This window comes from Nostoc sp. UIC 10607 (assembly GCF_047228265.1).
Classification (GTDB): Bacteria; Cyanobacteriota; Cyanobacteriia; order Cyanobacteriales; family Nostocaceae; genus Nostoc; species Nostoc foliaceum_A.
This window is the reverse complement of the sequence record NZ_JBIQNW010000014.1, coordinates 106,219-124,623: the sequence shown is the minus strand read 5'-3', so window position 1 is coordinate 124,623 and position 18,405 is coordinate 106,219. Positions and strand designations below refer to the sequence as shown.

The window sequence follows — 18,405 nt, the reverse complement described above, 5'->3', positions numbered from 1 at the left end:
CCACTACTCCGGTGGCAGTTTTACGATCGCAAACCAAAAATTTTCTATTGATTGTACAATTTTAACGAATTGATCGAAATCTACTGGCTTAGTTATATAACAGTTTGCACATAAATTATAGGCTTTGAGGATGTCTTCTTCAGATTGGGAAGTTGTCAAGATTACTACAGGAATTCGCTTGAGGTTTTCATCTCCTTTAATTTCTGCCAGTACTTCCCTCCCATCTTTTCTGGGGAGATTTAAATCAAGTAGCACAATATCTGGATGGGCTGCTTTAGCATATTTTTCCTGCTTTCGCAAGAATGCCATTGCTTCCACACCATCTTCGACTACATTCAAGTGAATCGAGATTTTGCTATCTTCCAGGGCGATGCGTGTAAGTTGGGCATCGCCAGGATTGTCCTCTACCAACAAAACCTCAATAGGCATAATCGCTGTTATAGTACTCACGATTGTTTACCTGCTCTATCTGGAATTGTGAAGTAGAAAGTCGAGCCTTGACCCGGTTTCGACTCAACCCAGATCCGGCCGCCGTGGCGTTCTATAATTTTTTTACAAATTGCCAGACCAATTCCAGTACCTGGATACTTGTCTCTACCGTGCAAGCGCTGAAAAATTATAAAAATACGTTCTGCATACTGGGATTCCAAACCAATACCATTATCACGCACCCAGAATAACCATTCATCTGCCAACGGGATAACATTTAAACTTTCCCCATTTAAATTTACATCTGGTTTTGCTACCCCGATGTGAATTCGTGGCTGCTGATTCTGGCAAAATTTGATCCCATTGCCAATCAGGTTTTGAAATACTTGTATCAGTTGTGTAGGATCAGCCATCACTTCAGGTAAAGAATCATGAGTGACAATTGCTTTACTATCCGCGATCGCAATTTGCAGATTAGCGATCGCCTGTTCTAAGACAACGCTACAATTTACTCGGATAAAGGGCTGTCCACGGGTGCTGACGCGAGAATAATTCAATAAATCATTGATTAGGGTCTGCATCCGCCGGGCCCCATCTACTGCGTAGTTGATAAACTGATCGGCATTGGCATCTAATTGATTTTTGTATCTTCGCTCTAGTAGTTGTAAATAACTCGTTACCATCCGCAACGGTTCTTGCAAATCATGGGAAGCTACATAGGCAAATTGTTCCAATTCCGCATTAGAACGAGCGAGTTCCTGACTTTGCTGGCTTTCTTTTTCTAATAGTTGCGCTTGAGATAAAGCAATCCCAATTTGGTTAGCTAATTGCTGTAACAACTCCGTCTCAAAGTTATTCCACCGTCGAGGTGCGGCACACTGATGAGCCAGCAACAAGCCCCAAATATTTTCCCTGACAAGAATTGGCACTACAAGATTAGCCCTGACAGCAAACTGCTGAAGAAATTCTCGATGGCATGGTTGAATGTGAGCAGTTTCAATGTCTTCCATAGCACTCACTCTGCCTTGGCGATATCTTTCTATGTATTCTTCTTTAAAGCAGGGGTCCAAAAGATTTTTTCTCAGAATTACGGGCCAACCAGGTAGCACCGCCTCTTGCACTACTGTTCCCGAACCATCAGCCTCTAGATGAAAAATTAAAACTCGGTCAGCTTGTAGCAGTTTTTGTACCTCAGTAACTGTGGTTTGAAGAATTTCGTCTATTTGTAAAGATTCTCGAATTTTCAGGGTGATTTCGGCGAATAATTGCGATCGCAAATTTTGACGCTTTAATTCCTCATCTGCCTGCTTGCGATCTGTGATATCTGTATAAGAACCAACCATGCGAACTATATCACCCAATGCGTCCCAAAGTGCCTGTCCTCGATCTAGAATCCATTTATAGCTGCCGTCTTGGCACTGGACTCGATATTCACAGACATAAAACGGTGTTTTCTTGGCAAAGTGGTCTTGGAAGGCTTGAAGTACCCAATCTCGCTCATCGGGGTGGATTAGTTTTGTCCATTCATCCCAACCGTTGGAAACTTCGTGGTCTTTATAACCGAGCATTTCCTTCCACCGAGTTGAGAAGAACACTTCATTAGTCTTAAGGTTCAAATCCCAAATACCGTCATTATTACCATGTAATGCTAATTGCCAGCGTTCTTCACTCTCTCGTAGTGCTTCTGCCGTTTTCCGTCGTTCAGTAATGTCTTGGAAATAAACAGACAAGCCATCTTTCGCAGGATAGGCGTGGACTTGAAGCCAACAGTTTAGTGACGGATAAAACTCCTCAAATTCCACACTCACCTGTTCTAAGATTGCCCTGTGATACTCACGATGGAATGTTGTGTCGATGAGTTCTGGAAACACCTCCCAGATGCTTTGACCCATTAATTCATTCTGGGTTTTTTGCAACAGCAGTTCTGCTTGACCATTAATGTAGGTAAATCGCCACTTTTTATCTAAGGCAAAAAACGCATCAGTGATGCTTTCGAGCAAATTAGCAATGCGGATTCTCGCAGCTTCAGACTGGGCGTGTGCTGCTTGCTCGTGCGCCACAAGCTTCTCGGTAATTTTAGATACCTCAGTTACATGCCGCCTGAGTTCTAATTGGTCGATTACCAAGCGACTCAGAGCTACAAGCGCCTCCACTTGTTTTTGGTTCAATTCTTTGGGAACTTGGTCAATTACACACAGAGTTCCCAGCATATCTCCCTGCGGGGTAATTAGGGGCACACCTGCATAAAATCGTACATAGGGATAGCCAGTTACTACCGCATTATTTGCCAATTTTTCATCAGCTAGGGTATCAGGAACCACCACAACATTACGCCGCTCTTGGCAAAGGTAAGATAACCCAACACTCCGGGGCATTTCTGATACATCTAAACCTACTTTTGCCTTAAACCACTGACGGTTTTCATCAATGAAATTTACCAAGGAGATGGATGTGCCACAAATAAAAGCCGCTAACTGAGCAAGATTGTCGTAGGCTTCTTCGGGTTCGGTGTCAAGAATTTGATACTGGCGGAGGGCTTCTAGCCTCGACACTTCGGTATCAATTTGTCCAGCTTTCATTAACTTTTCTTAATAAATTCAAATGTAATATCCAGTCAAAAACGTGGCTATCTGAAGAATAGCTTAACTTTTTTTAATAATTGTTAATCTTTTCCCCGCCTTTGGCTGTTCGGGAAGTCTGTTAAATTTTGTCAAAATGCTACATCCACATTAAAAGTGATGCTTAGTAGCAAGCTATTCCCTGTCTACGCTGCAAAGTTATTGCGTAGGCGTAGCCCGTCGTAGACATTGCAGTAATACTAGTGTAAACAAATTTAGTCTGCATGAATGATGAGATTCAATTGTTGCAGACTATTTGCTGGTCTTTAAAACCTCACCCTGTCCTGACGACATCCCTCTCCTTACTAAGGAGAGGGACAGGTTTTACTACGTAAAAGCAGGGTGAGGTTTCTTTGGGCTATACGATAAACAGTGAATTGCATCACCTTGACAGCAATACTATTAGACTCCTACCAAAACGGCTTCTCGCAACTTGGCAATCACATCACTGAGATTACCCGTGTTCAGGCGGTAACTCAGAGGATGAGCAATCAACCGTGCCGTGCTTTCATACAGAGTCGCAATTTCAATCAAACCATTTTCGCGCAAAGTCCGCCCTGTAGAAACCAAATCCACGATCGCTTCTGACATTCCAGTAATTGGGCCTAATTCCACTGAACCATACAACGGCACTATTTCCACAGGTAAATCCAGACTGTGGAAATATTCACGAGCGCAATTCACATACTTGGAAGCAACTCTACCATGCGGTGGTAAATCTAAAGGCGATCGGTAAGAACTGGATGCTTTTACCGCCACCGACATCCGACAATGCCCAAACTGCAAATCCACCAAGTGGGCAACTTGCGGCTGCTTCTCTCGCAACACATCGTAACCAACAACACCCAGTTGTGCTTGACCATATTCCACATAAACCGGCACATCCTGCGCCCGCACCAACAAAGCTTTTGCAACTCCCTTAGTGTCAGGAATTTGAAGTTGGCGAGTTCCTGAATCTAAAAAAGCACTAAAATCTAATCCCACAGATTGTAGCAGGCGGATGCTATTTTTAAGGAGTTCCCCTTTTGGCAATGCAACAGTTAGCATTCTTTTTCTTAATATCCTTGGCGTTCTGGCAGTTGAATAATATTGAGAATATCTCTATATGCTTACCACAAGCAGCATGAGAATTTTATTAGTTGATGATGAAGTTGAACTAACTGAACCCCTGAGTCGCTTATTAACTCGTGAGGGTTACACTGTGGATGCCGCTTACGATGGGACAAGTGGCAACGAACATGCACAAGCAGGCAATTATGACCTACTAATTTTAGATTGGATGCTGCCAGGAAAAACGGGGTTAGAGATTTGTCAGCAATTGCGACGCCAAGGTAAAACCACTCCCGTGCTGTTTCTCACAGCTAAAGATACTCTAGATGACCGCGTACAAGGTTTAGATGCTGGCGCTGACGACTATTTAGTTAAACCTTTTGAATTGCGGGAGTTACTAGCGAGAGTCCGTGCTCTATTGCGTCGTTCCGGTTCCCAAACCTATGAAACCACCACCGGACGTTTAACCGTCGCTGATTTAGAACTCGATTGTGAAAATCAAGTGGCCTATCGCCAAGGACGAATAATTGAACTATCGCAAAAAGAAAGCCAGCTACTTCAATACTTTATGGAACACACTGGACAACTAATGACTCATGCCCAGATTATGCAAAATTTGTGGCAAGAGGAAGAACAACCCAGTAGTAATGTAATCGCGGCATTAATTCGTTTACTGCGCCGTAAGATTGAGGTAGGTAGAGAAACTGCGCTGATTCACACAGTCTACGGCAAAGGCTATCGTTTCGGTGCTTCCTCAGTGGAGTCAGTTTAACCGCCTGTTTTCAACTCACAATGATTCGGTTAATTGGTTAGGAAAATCATTAATATTTTTCAGTCTTTGCAACTTTAATTCCTGTCGAAGTTTGTTGTAGAGGGATAAATCCACAGGCATCATAATCTGTGAAATTCCCTTCCACACACCAAGCTGATTATTCGCCCCCATATCTTCCATGAGTTGATCAGTATAACGCAAGGAAAACGAGGAGATGCATGTTGCCTTCGCTACAACGCTATTGTATTGAGTTTTCATCCACTCGATATCTGCTGCCATTTCTTGATACATTGCTGACGGCGAAGGCAATAACAAGTTGCCTTTGACATACTCTAGCAGCCACCAAGCACCAACTTCTGATGTCAACTGACTGTAGAAACTGCTGTTATAGCCAACAAAACCCATCTGTGGAATATTAGGGTGAATCAGATAACGGTAAAGGTTAAAATTACCATCTTCATCAACTACCTGTCGGCGATATTCTTCTTCGAGAAAAGGAAGCTCTTGGCGAAATCCTGTTCCAAAAATTACTATATCTGCCTGCAACTGCTGACCATTAGCTAATTCCACGCCATCAGGAATAAACTTGGCGATGCTGGTTTTAATTGCCTGAATTTTACCAGAGTGTACGTACTTGAAGAAATCTGGAGGAGCTATACTAATACCACAGTTAGCCTGATTCATCGGTTGTTCAGGCAACATGCCGCAACTATCAAGACCAAATTGCAGGCGTAGCACCATCTCGTTAGTCCGCCAGAAAGCCCACACTAGTGGCTTACCCAGAGTGTGCAGCACTTTTTCAATCCGTCCCATCTTGCGGTAGGGAAACCAAGCTTCTGAAAAGCGGGTTAATAAAACATACTTCAGGTTTACTAAACCCAGGAAAAATCTAGGAATCTTCCATAGGGGCTGACGGAAGACGAGGGTGGATTCTTTGGCTATGTTCGCCGCCAAAGTTGCAATGTCGCAAGCAGATTTGCCAAAACCCACAACAACTATTCGCTTACCCTCAATGATTGAAGCATCGTTAAACTCGGTAGAATGGAGTACCCGTCCTCCAGATGCTGCAAACTCTTCCCTAGCAGGTAAAGAAGGTAGCTTAGGGATACTATATGTCCCATTGCACACTAGCACAAAATCAAATTCGTGCTTTTCCTCTATTGTCTCACCCCCATTATCTTCATTCACTGTGATGGTAACTATCCATCCTGGTCGTTCTCCAGTTTTTCGGGAAACATTGGTAACTTCTGTTTGGAAGCGAATCCTCTCAAGAACCCCAAAATTCTGGGCGTATGAATTTAGATAATTCCGTATCTGCTCTGCTGTCGGCCACTCTGGGTAGGATGCAGGCATGGGATAGTCTGAAAAACTATATGTGTCACTCGTATTCTGGGTTGTTAATTCTGGGTAAGTTCGAGATTTTTCCCAAACACCACCAAGTCCTTTTTGTTTCTCGAATACAGTAACGTCGTAGCCTTCTTCAACAAAAGTTTTAGCTGTTACCAAACCACTGATTCCAGCCCCAATTACGCAAATTTGTTTGATTTCCATATTCTTTTTTAAGTAAATTCTGAAATAATTTCTGCAAATATGAATTTACACTAGGTTTTATTTATTTGAACTACATCTGTCGTAGAGCCTAAAGAATTACCAGACATTATTGATTATCATTAAATAGCCACAAAGGTTACAAGTCAAGAGAACCTACTTGTTAGTACGCAAATTATCAATGAGGTTTGTACAAATTTAATCTGCAAAGCAGGTTTTGATAACTCGCAGATTCAAAACTTAATTAAAGATTTGGCACAAAGCTGTGAAATATTACCTGTATCGCTAGAAACGCTTTAGTATGCAGTTCAATTGCGCGTAGGCGTAGCGCGTCGTAGATGCGATCGTTTTACAATAACCTCATCATTGCCAGTGCCGTTTTAGGGTAAGCAAGTATTTTGTACTCAGAATAAATGCAAGATGGCTGAATTATCGAAAATACTTTACAGATTGTGAATCGATTTTTAACACTATATTGATATAGGAGTACAACATTACATCACGAGGTGTAGGGGCACGGCAGTGCCGTGCCCCTACGGATGTACCTCCCGTAAACAGCTTGAGTAAACAATCAAGCATATTGAGCAGTATCTTCAAGAAGTCGGGAATCTGACCTAGCTTCATCTATCCCTACAACACAACCTGCCTGTAAAATTGAATATGATACCTCAAGGCTTTTAGGCAGGCACTGTGAACTTTTTTATCGGTTGTGCTGTTTGGGCATATAAAGGTTGGGTGGGCGAACTCTATCCCCAAGGCACTCGCACAGCTGATTTTCTGCATCTTTACAGTCGTCGCTTCACCACCGTAGAAGGTAACACCACCTTTTATGCCGTGCCTAACCAAGAAACTGTAACCCGTTGGGCTGCCGAAACACCAGCAGGTTTTGAATTTTGTCTAAAATTACCGCGAGATATTACCCATCAAGGATTGCTACAACCTTATATTCCGGCTGCATTAAAATTTCTGGAAGGGATGCGTCCTTTAGGTAAGCGTCTTGGCCCGATGTTTGCTCAGTTACCACCCAGTTACGCACCTGTATTGCTGGACGATTTGACCAACTTTTTGGAAGCTTGGCCGCGCACAGAAGCGCTCCTAGCATTAGAAGTTCGGCATCCTGACTGGTTCAGAGAACCCCATGCTAGTAATTTAACGGCGCTTTTAGAAAAGCTAGGTGTGGGACGGGTACTATTAGACTCGCGCCCCATTTACACTGGAGATGATGACCCCCAGTTGCAATCGGAACGCCGTAAACCCAAATTACCGTTGCAATTGAGTGTGACAGCACCTTTTACTCTGATTCGGTTTATTTCTCATCCAAATTTATTAGTGAATCAGCCGTTTATGGAAGAATGGGTAAGGCAGATTCAGCAATGGTTGCAGACGGGAGTACGAATTTATTTCTTTGTCCATTGTCCAATAGAAGCGCGATCGCCCAGCATAGCCCGTCACTTCCAAGAGCTATTAGAACAGAGTGATACACCAATTCCACCCCTACCTTGGAATAACCTTGAGCATCCCCCCACTCAACTCAGTTTATGGTCTTGAAAGGCAGGGCACAAGGAACAGGGGGGAGTAGTCCCAGAGAATGAAGTTTATAAGTTTTTGACTTTTATCAGATATCTAATGCTTAGATTTAAAAAAAAGAGCGATAATTAGTGTTGCGATACTTTTTTGTTAAAGCTTGATATTCCTTTCTTTTTAGCTAAAGGAGTAATAGCCCTCTTTGTTAAATGGCGATAAGGATTTAAGTGATCCATAAATATATTTAACAGAAAAGTATTGATTTTTAGTGTGTATGTGATTTAAGCGCATTTTTTGAACGCAGTTACACCGAGGAGGTTGAGATGAGTCGTCTTCTTTACGAAAATTCAGTCTCATACAAAGGATATCTCATCATTCCATTTGTTTTTGGAAAAGTTGATAATTACGAAATTTATTCGTATAAATTGCTATCTGAGATTGGTAATAAAAGCCAATTTAATAAAGCAGAAAACCCAGCAGAGATTTATGGAAGTAGCGTTAGTAATGTCGTTGATATTGCTAAAGAACATCTTGACAAAAATTCAGAGTTTGTTCATCGAGGGGATAGTTTTAAGTCGCGCTACATTTACCGAAACAATTTAATTATCATTTTCCAAGAAAGAGACAAATTCTTTTATGACCATTATCCACCAGAGTTATTGAATAATATTGCAGCTCCAAAATTATTCAAATCTGAATACGAATGTCTGAGTTGGATTAAACAAGGGCTTAATGGGCAACATGTACGGCAAAGAACTATTTGAACAAGCAATCTTGACTTTGGTGCAGAGATCCAAATCTAGCACTAGATACAATCTCACCGATCAACTTCAGCTTTGATAGTTACTGAAAAGCCGTATACGTCCATTGGTGAATATACTAACCAATGTTCAATAAACTAGGCGCAAGCAAGCTTCTGCATTGACTCAAATAAACAAAGACGCAAAGTTATAGCTTTGCGTCTTTGCTTTTTATCCGAAATCATTTTCAGATTTACTTGTTAGGCTGAGGAGTTAGCCGCAGATAGGGTTTGACTTCCTGGTAGCCTTTGGGGAATTTCTCTTTGAGTACTTCTGGATCTTTGAGTGAGGGGACAATTACACAATCGTCTCCATCTTTCCAGTCAGCTGGTGTCGCTACGCTGTAATTATCAGTCAATTGCAGAGAATCAATCACCCGCAAAATTTCATCAAAGTTGCGTCCCGTGCTGGGGGGATATGTGAAACTCAGGCGGAGTTTCTTATTGGGGTCAATTACGAAAACCGATCGCACTGTCAAAGCCGCATTAGCATTGGGGTGGATCATGTCGTAAAGATCAGAAACCTTGCGATCCGCATCCGCCAAAATTGGGTAGTTGAGGGTGGTGCTTTGAGTTTCTTCGATGTCTCCCACCCAGCCTTTGTGGGATTCAACATCATCAACACTGAGTGCGATCGCTTTGACATTGCGCTTGTCAAATTCTGGTTTTAGCTTGGCAACTGTGCCAAGTTCTGTTGTGCAAACAGGTGTAAAATCAGCAGGGTGAGAGAACAGCACAACCCAGCTGTCACCTGCCCATTCGTAAAAATCGATGTCGCCGTGTGTTGAGGCTTGCGTAAAGTTGGGTACTGTGTCACCTAGACGGAGAGCCATGTGAGATTCCCTGTAATTAGAAAAGCATATGTGTTCTACTTTGCCATCATGACATAAAACCCCTATTCCCCAATCGGACTTTAGCGGTTTGAAACAAAATTTTAGGTTGTCACCACTCTCGGATAAGGAACGAGGGAAGGTAAAGATTATTAAGTGACATACTCCCACACTTTTACAAGCGGTTTTCCCTACGAGTATCTGTGCTTATCTGTGGTTAATTATTTTTTCCGTACCTGATCCATGCGGGAACCGCCATAGTTTAGATACTAAAACATAAACTCGTGTAATCTATAGTCAAAAATCCCCCAGATTTGGGGGATTTTGCGTTAAAGCCAGCAGCGGGATTTGAACTCGCGACCTTCCGATTACAAGTCGGATGCACTACCACTGTGCTATGCTGGCAACTTTGGCGTAGGTGTAGCCTACTGTAGGCATTGCTTTTAAATAGCAACCACAATTTATGATTGTACCATAATTAATTTATTTGTCTACCTGTAATTGCTAAAAAATATCTGCCTCTTCAGAAATTAGGCTCAAAGACCTGATATTTTGGCAATAACGCTGTTTTTGTGCCCTTAGATGGGAGCGTTGGCGTTGCAATTGTGACGAAACAGAAAAAAATTATGTTGATAAATTGATATTCATGGCAAAAGCTAACTCAAATCCTGGGCTGGACGCAAAAATATTGTGTACAGTTCTAAAAGTGTATTTTCTTGACACGGCTGAATAAAGGAACAGAAATATATAATTATTTTTTACAGATCACAAGCATGGCAGCATTGCTCGGACGAGATTTATTAAGTCTAGCGGACTTCAGTCCAATGGAAGTTCAAGAACTTCTGCAATTGGCAACTCAACTTAAATCACAACAACTGAAGTTGCAGTGTAATAAAGTTTTGGGGTTGTTGTTCTCCAAAGCTTCAACTCGCACACGGGTAAGTTTTACTGTGGCGATGTACCAACTGGGTGGACAGGTAATCGATCTCAACCCCAATGTCACTCAAGTTAGTCGCGGGGAACCTTTACAGGATACGGCGCGGGTGTTAGACCGATATCTGGATATTTTGGCAATTCGCACTTTTGCACAGCAGGATCTGGAAACTTTTGCTCACTATGCCAAGATTCCGGTGATTAATGCGCTTACTGATGCAGAACACCCCTGTCAAGTCTTAGCGGATTTATTAACGATTAAAGAAAGCTTTGACACCCTTGCTGGGTTAACTTTAACCTACGTGGGTGATGGGAATAATATGGCTAATTCTTTGATGTTGGGCTGTGCTTTGGTGGGGATGAATGTCAGAATTGCCACTCCTAGCGGATATGAGCCAGATTCTAAAATTGTAGAACAAGCAAGAGCGATCGCTAATAACAAAACGGAAGTCCTCGTCACTCATGATCCAGAATTAGCAGCTAAGGGTTCTGCTGTACTTTACACTGATGTTTGGGCAAGTATGGGGCAAGAAGCAGAAGCAGACAACCGAATGCCAATTTTCCAGCCTTACCAAATTTCAGAGCAGCTATTAAGTCTTGCTGACCCAGAGGCAATTGTTTTACACTGCTTACCAGCCCACCGTGGTGAAGAAATTACCGGATCTGTTATTGAAGGTTCTCAATCACGAGTTTGGGAACAAGCAGAAAATCGCTTACACGCCCAAAAGGCTTTGCTTGCCAGTATCTTAGGGGCAGAATGAAAGAAGTTAGGAGTTAGGAGTTAGGAGTCAAAATAGCGAATGTGCGATTGGCTCCTAACTACTTCCTGGTAAAAAATCCAAAATACATGGGTAAAAGAAAAGAGAATTATTTTTCTTTTGCCTTTCATATTTTTACTTTTCTCTTGTTATGGGGAGTTTTTTGTAGTACTAATGTTCTAGAGACATTTATAATTACTTCCGGCTTTCTTTATGGAACGTCTAACTGAAGCTCAACAAGAACTTTACGAATGGTTGGCAGAGTACATCAGATCGCACCAGCATTCGCCTTCAATTCGGCAAATGATGCAAGCGATGAACTTGAAGTCACCAGCACCAATTCAAAGTCGCTTGGAACATTTACGCACTAAAGGATATATAGAATGGACTGAAGGTCAAGCACGAACGATTCGGATTTTGCGTCCAGTGAAGCAAGGTGTACCAATTTTGGGGACAATCGCTGCTGGTGGTTTAATAGAACCGTTTACTGATGCTGTAGATCATTTAGACTTTTCTAATATTTCGTTACCTGCCCAAACCTACGCTTTGCGCGTTGCTGGCGATAGCATGATTGAAGACTTAATTGCTGATGGCGATGTCGTATTCCTGCGTCCAGTAGCAGAACCAAATCATTTAAAAAACGGCACCATTGTCGCCGCCAGAGTAGATGGATTTGGTACCACATTAAAACGTTTTTATCGCCAAGGCGATCGCGTTACCCTCAAACCAGCAAATTCTAAGTACAATCCCATTGAAGTCAGCGCCATACAAGTGCAGGTACAAGGTTCTCTCATCGGTGTTTGGAGGGGTTACAACTGAGTAGTAAGAAAGTGATGAGTGATGTTAGCGATAGCGGGGCGTTTAGCCCGTGATGAGTTTTAAATTACCAACTCCCAACTCCCAACTCCTAACTCCTAACTCCTAACTCCGACTATGTACCTGACGCAAAATTCAGTGCAGCAACTGCCCACTTTCCGATTAAAATTGCCATTTGCAAGGGAAAGTAAGGGCAGTTATCACACTTCGCAACCATTACCAGGATGCCCAAGAATGCCTCCGTCTCTGCAATTGCGGCAATATCAGCGAGAAGCGATCGCTAGCTGGTTTACCAACAATGGCAGAGGGACGCTGAAAATGGCTACTGGTAGTGGTAAAACCATTACCGCATTAGCGATCGCTTGTGAATTGTACCAACAGATTAATTTACAAGTCTTGTTGGTAGTATGTCCCTACCGTCATCTCGTTACCCAATGGGCGCGAGAATGCGAAAAGTTTAATTTGCAACCCATTTTAGCTTTTGAGAATCTACGCACTTGGCAAAGTCAACTTTCTACCCAAATTTATAATCTGCGTTCTGGTTCTCAAAGGTTTATTACTGTAATTACTACGAACTCCACTTTAATTGGAGATGGGTTTCAGTCTCAACTCAAATATTTCCCCGCCAAAACTTTAATTATTGGTGATGAGGCGCATAATTTAGGCGCACCCAAATTAGAAGAAAGTTTACCGCGTAGTGTTGGGTTGAGACTAGCTTTATCTGCTACACCGGAAAGGTATTTTGATGATTTTGGCACGCAATCTTTATTTGATTATTTTGGCCCAGTTCTCCAGCCAGAGTTTACTTTGAGGGATGCGATCGCTCAAGGTGCTTTGGTGCATTATCTGTATTATCCGGTGTTGGTAGAGTTAACTGAAGCAGAAAGCATTGCTTATTTAAAGTTAACTAAAAGAATTGGGCGATCGCTACTTTATCGAGATCGAGAAAATGGCGAAACGGGAAACTTTGAAGACAATGAAGATTTAAAGCCTTTATTGATGCAAAGAGCAAGATTAATTGGTGCAGCAGAAAATAAATTAAATGCTTTACGGGATTTAATGGCAACTCGCCGCGAAACTACTCATACACTTTTTTATTGTAGTGATGGTTCCCAAGATGCAGGACAACGCTCATCTCTACGCCAACTTAAAGCTGTTGCTAAAATTCTGGGGGTGGATTTGGGTTACAAGGTAAGTACCTATACAGCCCAAACAACTTTACAAGAAAGAGAAATATTACGTCATCAATTTGAAAGCGGAGAATTACAGGGTTTAGTGGCAATTCGTTGTTTAGATGAAGGTGTCGATATTCCGGCAATTCAAACTGCGGTAATTTTATCAAGTTCTGGTAATCCCCGCCAATTTATCCAGCGACGGGGGCGAGTTTTACGTCCTCATCCTGCTAAGGAACGCGCTACTATATTTGACATGATTGTTTTACCACCAGATTTAGATAGAGAAACTATAGAAGTTGAGCGTAATCTGTTAAAAAAGGAATTGCGCCGCTTTGTAGAGTTTGCTGATTTGGCTGATAATGCAGGCGTTGCAAGAATGAAGTTACTTGATTTACAAAAGCGATATGGTTTATTAGATATTTGATGATGAACCAGAGAATAGTTGTATGTTTTTGTAAAATTTTTCGAGATTTGAAAAAAGAAGCATTAAGTATGAAATAATAAAATTATGAATTAGATCATAATGGGATGTAAGCGGCGTTAAAAATTTCACTTGCATCCCATTATTATCTAGATTGTTACTATTAATAGTAACAGAGAGCGATTAAATAATAAAGTATTTTTTCAAATAAAATTATAAATTTAAAAAAATAGTTTTTGCAAAATTAAAGATAATGCAAACAGTGGCTTTACGGAGGCAATCTCAACACTAGAGAAAGTTAAAATATAGAAAAAGCATATTTCAAAATCCGATATGTCACAAGAGACGAATATCGATGATGTACAGGAGCCAATAACCAGTGCTCCACCAGAAGTACGGCAAATCATTGAGCGGGTATGGAAGCTGGAAAAAGGCAGGCTAGATAAGAAGATTAACACCCATATAAATGATAATATTTTGGACATTATTAAGGAAGAGGTGCGATGAAGCTGACTTCAATCAAGCTATGCAACTTTCGCTCCTTTTATGGTATGACACCAGAGATGATCCTGGCTGGTGGAGATGCTCAGAACACGACGATTATTCATGGTAATAATGGCTCTGGTAAAACTAGCTTGCTAAATGCCTTTACGTGGGTATTGTATGATAAATTTAGTGCAGCATTTGCATCGATAGAACAGTTGGTGAATAAACGTGCGATCGCCGAAACTCAAAAAGGTCAAGCTGTAGAATGTTGGGTAGAGATTGGCTGGGAACATGAAGGTAAGCGCTATCGAGTTAAACGCGCTTGTCGAGGTTATAAAAACGAAGGTGATTTTGACGCTGGCAAAACTCAATTAACCATGTGGGTTGGTGCGGATGATGGCAAATGGAATATACCAACTCAGCAACCAGACGATATAATTAATCAAATTTTACCCGCTACTTTACATCAATATTTTTTCTTTGACGGCGAACGAATTGAAGAAATAGTCCGTTCTGATAAAAAAACTGAAATTGCCGAAGCTACAAAAATCTTCTTGGGTGTGGAAGTAATCAACCGTTCCATCAGACATTTGGGAGATGCTAAAAAAACTCTAGAAAATGAGTTAAAAGCGATTGGTGATTCTGAAACCAAACAACTATTACGACAGCAAGAAAAGCTAGAACGAGAGCGAGAACGCATTACCAAACGGCAAACTGAAATTAAAGAAGAGTTAGAATATCAACAAACTTTTAAAAAAGAGACAAGCAATCGTTTACGAGAATTGAGTGCTGCGAAAGAATTGCAAGAAAGATGGCAGGATTTAGAATCGCAGAAAGCGACGAATCAAGAAGAATACAAAAAAACTAAGGAAGCGCTGAAAAAAGTTATTTCCGCGCGGGGTTATACAGTTTTACTCTCAGAAACTACATCCCAGTTTCGAGGAATTATTAATGATTTGAAGCAGCGAGGTGAGTTAACATCTGGGATTTCGCGGGAATTTGTGAATGATTTACTCAATTCCCAACGCTGTATTTGTGGTGCAGAGCTACATGAGGGTAATCATTCTCATACTCATGTGAGTGCTTGGTTAAATAAAGCAGGTTCCTCGGCGGTGGAAGAAACTGCAATTCGGATGAGCGCTCAAGTAGATGAAATTGATAAGCAAGCCATAGGATTTTGGGAAGAAGTTGATAGAGAACAAACTAGGATTAATCAGTTAAGGCAAATCATATCCCAAATTGAAAGTGATTTAGACAATATTCAAGAACGGTTGCGAAAAGATGCTAATGAAGAAATTAGCAGTTTGCAAAAACGGTTAGATGAAATTGAAAGTAAAATTGATGAATTAAACCGAGAACAAGGTGCAAATCAGCAGCAAATTGCTCAACTCACAACTGAAATTGAAGGTTTGAACAAACAAATCGCCAAACAAAAGCTGAATGAAGACAAACAAACTTTAGCACAGCGGCGAATTAAAGCTACTCAAGATGCAATCGAACGGTTAACAGAAGTTAGGAATCGTCAAGAGCAACAATTTCGTCTGCAACTAGAAAAGCGAGTACAAGAAATATTTATGGAAATTTCTGTGACTCCATACATTCCTAAAATCAGCGATAAATATGAACTGACATTAGTAGAAAATACCACAGGTATAGAAGCACCAGTTGCAGCATCCACCGGGGAAAATCAGATTCTCAGTTTATCCTTTATTGCCAGCATCATTGACAAAGTACGGGAATGGAGTGAGAAAAGAAAAATGATGATGATTCCCGATAGTAGTACTTTCCCAATTGTCATGGATTCACCCTTTGGTAGTTTGGATGAGAATTCGCGGCGACACATTGCTAAGACAATTCCCCAATTAGCGAATCAGTTGATAGTATTAGTTACTAAGACTCAGTGGCGGGGTGAAGTAGAAGCAGAAATGACAGACAGAATTGGTAGAGAATATGTGCTTACATATTATTCTTCTAAGCCGGATTGCGAACAAGATTATATTGAGTTGGCTGGGGAAAGATATCCTTTGGTGAAACAAAGCCCAAACGAGTTTGAGTATACGGAAATTATGGAAATTGAACGGGATAGGTAATTAAGCATGTCAACAAAAAGCCAGGGCGAATGGAATTCGCAGCTACACAAACAAGAGCTTTCCTCCGTGGGCTAAGAGAAAATTCAGGTTTTGCAACCCGCGCAGGCGGGTTTTGTCTCTGTAGACGCGGTTTCTAACCGCCTTTATTAAGTTCTATAGAAATTACGAATTACGAATTACGAATTACGAATTATTTTAATGCTCCTCAGAAAAACTACAGTACTCATCTCCCTCTTAACTCTATCAACCCCCAACGCTCTAGCCTTTTCTGACACCCAAAACTATTGGGCAAAAAATTGTGTTCAGCAATTAGGAGAGCGTAAACTGATTACAGGCTATCCTGATGGTAGTTTTCGCCCAGAAGCAACGGTGACACGCGCTGAAGCAGCAGTGTTAATGCTAAATGCTTTTCCTGATTCACCAGTGAAACGCACCGCTGCATCATTTAAAGATGTACCCGCTAATTACTGGGCAAATAAAGCAATTTCTACCGCTTACCAAAAAGGATTTTTTTCTGGTTATCCCGGTGGGATTTTCCAGCCTAACCAGCCAATTCCTCGCGCCCAAATTATTGGCGTCGTAGCTGGCGGGAAAAATTACAGCCTTGTATCCAGCCCAATGCAGATATTACAACAATATTTTAACGACGCGGGACAAATTCCTAACTATGCCCAAAATGCGATCGCATCTGCGACTATTAATAGTATTGTTGTCAATTATCCTAATGTCAAACAGCTAAAACCATTGCAAAGCGCTACTAGAGGCGAAGTTGCAGCTTTGATATGTCGGGCGTTAAATATCTACACGGTTCCACCACAATATATTGCTGGAGTCGAAGTACATCCCCAAGAAGTACGCCCTTTACCAGGAAAACTCGATATTATTCCCACCTTTAACAGCAATAGTCCCGAACTGGTAACAACTGAAGGAATTTTACTATCAACTTTCCCCCCAGATGGAAAACAAGTACAGGAAGCACATTTAAATTATCCCTTTCAAGGCAGATTTGATATATTTGCTCATCATATCGTCAGGGCGGAAACACCAGCCCAAAACCGCACTGTTTACCAAGGGATAATCGTACATAATCCAGGAAATGAACCTGTCACGTTGCAAGTATTACAAGCAGCTAGTCACCTCACCAGAGAAGCACCGTTTATCGCTTTACCTGATGTGGTGGAAAATCCCCAAGGTACAGTTTACTCTGGGCCGGGCGATCGCACAATGAATGATGTATTGCGGGGAGTTCGCCAAGGGATTTTTCCCCAAAAGCTGGTAATAGAACCAAAAGAAACTCAAATCCTAGCGAATTTACCCATTCCTGTACAGGCTCCTGCTTCTAACGGTCGCACTACGATGATGCGCTTGGCAAGTAGTAGCCCAGTTTATCTCGCAAATTTAGTTAAAAATAGTAATATTTCACCCACCTTAGCCGAGTGGCAAAAGCTTCTGGATACAGCCAATTTAGCAGGAAAGCGTGACCCCATTCCAACACCTCTCGACCCTCCCAGAGAACCAACGGTATTTAGTCGCGTCGCTGGTGTCTCCCAAGGAACGCAATGGCAAACACAGCTTACGGATAATCTTAATGTGTCTGAGTTAACGATACCCCAACCAGGAAAGGCGTTTTCTTATCCTTTGGGAACTGTACATTTAATTACTCTTAGCACTGGACAAATTCAAAGCGCACCGATGTTAAAACGCTATCCTGATACGGCGTACTTTGCTCACAGTAACTATGGTGTTGAATATAATCTGACTTTACCCCTAAGCAATATTACTAGTCAAATTCAGACTGTAACTGTATCAATCCAGACTCCTGTGAAGGATGAAGGAGGAATAGATAGACTGCTGTTTTTAAAGCCAGGTGTAGAACAAATATTCTTTCGGGGAACGGTGCGGGTGCGTTATATCGATGATAATGGTGTGGAAAAGACGCGCTATGTGCATTTGGTACAGCGTCGGGGACAAAGGGGTGAACCGTTGGTGACGCTGAAGATGTTGGCGGGTGGGAAGCGAGAAGTACAGGTGGACTTTTTGTATCCTCCAGATTCTACGCCGCCGCAGGTGTTGACGGTGAGAACGGAGGGGTGATTTTTTCACTACACAGCTTTCAGAAGCCCTGTGCTAATTGGTGTTCACACTCAAATCATAAT

Annotated in this window: 14 protein-coding genes and 1 tRNA gene; 9 read left to right on the top strand and 6 right to left on the bottom strand. The window is 41.7% G+C overall.

The window, feature by feature from the left end; translation table 11 throughout:
- Positions 1 to 3: 3 nt before the first annotated feature.
- The 3 genes from ACEYW6_RS15445 to hisG all read right to left on the bottom strand — a co-directional run bounded on the left by ACEYW6_RS15445 (position 4) and on the right by hisG (position 4,094).
- Positions 4 to 450, bottom strand: a complete 447-nt coding sequence (locus ACEYW6_RS15445; protein WP_412980398.1) for a response regulator — start codon at positions 448 to 450, stop codon at positions 4 to 6.
- Positions 447 to 3,008 carry a GAF domain-containing protein gene (locus ACEYW6_RS15440; protein WP_412980397.1) on the bottom strand — a complete coding sequence of 854 codons (2,562 nt, stop codon included), beginning with the start codon at positions 3,006 to 3,008 and terminating at the stop codon, positions 447 to 449. Before ACEYW6_RS15440 ends, ACEYW6_RS15445 begins: the two co-directional genes overlap by 4 nt.
- A gap of 441 nt (positions 3,009 to 3,449) precedes the next feature.
- Positions 3,450 to 4,094: an ATP phosphoribosyltransferase gene (hisG, locus tag ACEYW6_RS15435; RefSeq protein WP_196508705.1), complete on the bottom strand. Its 645-nt coding sequence runs from the start codon at positions 4,092 to 4,094 to the stop codon at positions 3,450 to 3,452.
- 76 nt (positions 4,095 to 4,170) lie between these two features.
- On the opposite strand from hisG, the gene rppA reads away from it, so the two are divergent.
- Positions 4,171 to 4,869 (top strand): two-component system response regulator RppA, encoded by a 699-nt coding sequence (rppA, locus tag ACEYW6_RS15430; protein WP_412980417.1) that lies wholly within the window; start codon positions 4,171 to 4,173, stop codon positions 4,867 to 4,869.
- A 15-nt stretch (positions 4,870 to 4,884) separates the two neighbouring features.
- Here rppA and ACEYW6_RS15425 read toward each other — a convergent pair whose 3' ends face one another.
- On the bottom strand, positions 4,885 to 6,420 hold the full coding sequence (locus ACEYW6_RS15425) for a flavin-containing monooxygenase (protein ID WP_412980396.1): 1,536 nt from the start codon (positions 6,418 to 6,420) through the stop codon (positions 4,885 to 4,887).
- Positions 6,421 to 7,107: 687 nt separating this feature from the next.
- Here ACEYW6_RS15425 and ACEYW6_RS15420 point away from each other — a divergent pair.
- The gene (locus ACEYW6_RS15420; protein ID WP_412980395.1) at positions 7,108 to 7,965 is read left to right on the top strand and encodes a DUF72 domain-containing protein; all 858 of its coding nucleotides are present in this window, start codon (positions 7,108 to 7,110) and stop codon (positions 7,963 to 7,965) included.
- 299 nt (positions 7,966 to 8,264) lie between these two features.
- Positions 8,265 to 8,705: a hypothetical protein gene (locus ACEYW6_RS15415; protein ID WP_412980394.1), complete on the top strand. Its 441-nt coding sequence runs from the start codon at positions 8,265 to 8,267 to the stop codon at positions 8,703 to 8,705.
- Positions 8,706 to 8,934: 229 nt separating this feature from the next.
- On the opposite strand, the gene ACEYW6_RS15410 is transcribed toward ACEYW6_RS15415, so the two are convergent.
- Complete coding sequence (locus tag ACEYW6_RS15410; protein WP_190894128.1) at positions 8,935 to 9,573, bottom strand: peroxiredoxin; 639 nt, start codon at positions 9,571 to 9,573, stop codon at positions 8,935 to 8,937.
- A 330-nt stretch (positions 9,574 to 9,903) separates the two neighbouring features.
- A tRNA-Thr gene (locus ACEYW6_RS15405) sits at positions 9,904 to 9,975 on the bottom strand.
- A 368-nt stretch (positions 9,976 to 10,343) separates the two neighbouring features.
- Here ACEYW6_RS15405 and argF point away from each other — a divergent pair.
- The 6 genes from argF (at position 10,344) to ACEYW6_RS15375 (ending at position 18,343) form a co-directional block, all read left to right on the top strand.
- Positions 10,344 to 11,264, top strand: coding sequence for an ornithine carbamoyltransferase (argF, locus tag ACEYW6_RS15400; RefSeq protein ID WP_412980393.1), 921 nt, complete (start codon positions 10,344 to 10,346; stop codon positions 11,262 to 11,264).
- Between the two features lie 210 nt (positions 11,265 to 11,474).
- Positions 11,475 to 12,080 (top strand): transcriptional repressor LexA, encoded by a 606-nt coding sequence (gene lexA / locus ACEYW6_RS15395; protein WP_412980392.1) that lies wholly within the window; start codon positions 11,475 to 11,477, stop codon positions 12,078 to 12,080.
- A gap of 114 nt (positions 12,081 to 12,194) precedes the next feature.
- Positions 12,195 to 13,676, top strand: coding sequence for a DNA phosphorothioation system restriction enzyme (locus tag ACEYW6_RS15390; protein ID WP_412980391.1), 1,482 nt, complete (start codon positions 12,195 to 12,197; stop codon positions 13,674 to 13,676).
- Between the two features lie 330 nt (positions 13,677 to 14,006).
- Positions 14,007 to 14,180, top strand: a complete 174-nt coding sequence (locus ACEYW6_RS15385; protein ID WP_181984959.1) for a hypothetical protein — start codon at positions 14,007 to 14,009, stop codon at positions 14,178 to 14,180.
- Complete coding sequence (locus ACEYW6_RS15380; protein ID WP_412980390.1) at positions 14,177 to 16,249, top strand: AAA family ATPase; 2,073 nt, start codon at positions 14,177 to 14,179, stop codon at positions 16,247 to 16,249. Before ACEYW6_RS15385 ends, ACEYW6_RS15380 begins: the two co-directional genes overlap by 4 nt.
- A gap of 198 nt (positions 16,250 to 16,447) precedes the next feature.
- Positions 16,448 to 18,343, top strand: a complete 1,896-nt coding sequence (locus tag ACEYW6_RS15375; protein ID WP_412980389.1) for a DUF3370 family protein — start codon at positions 16,448 to 16,450, stop codon at positions 18,341 to 18,343.
- Positions 18,344 to 18,405: the final 62 nt, after the last annotated feature.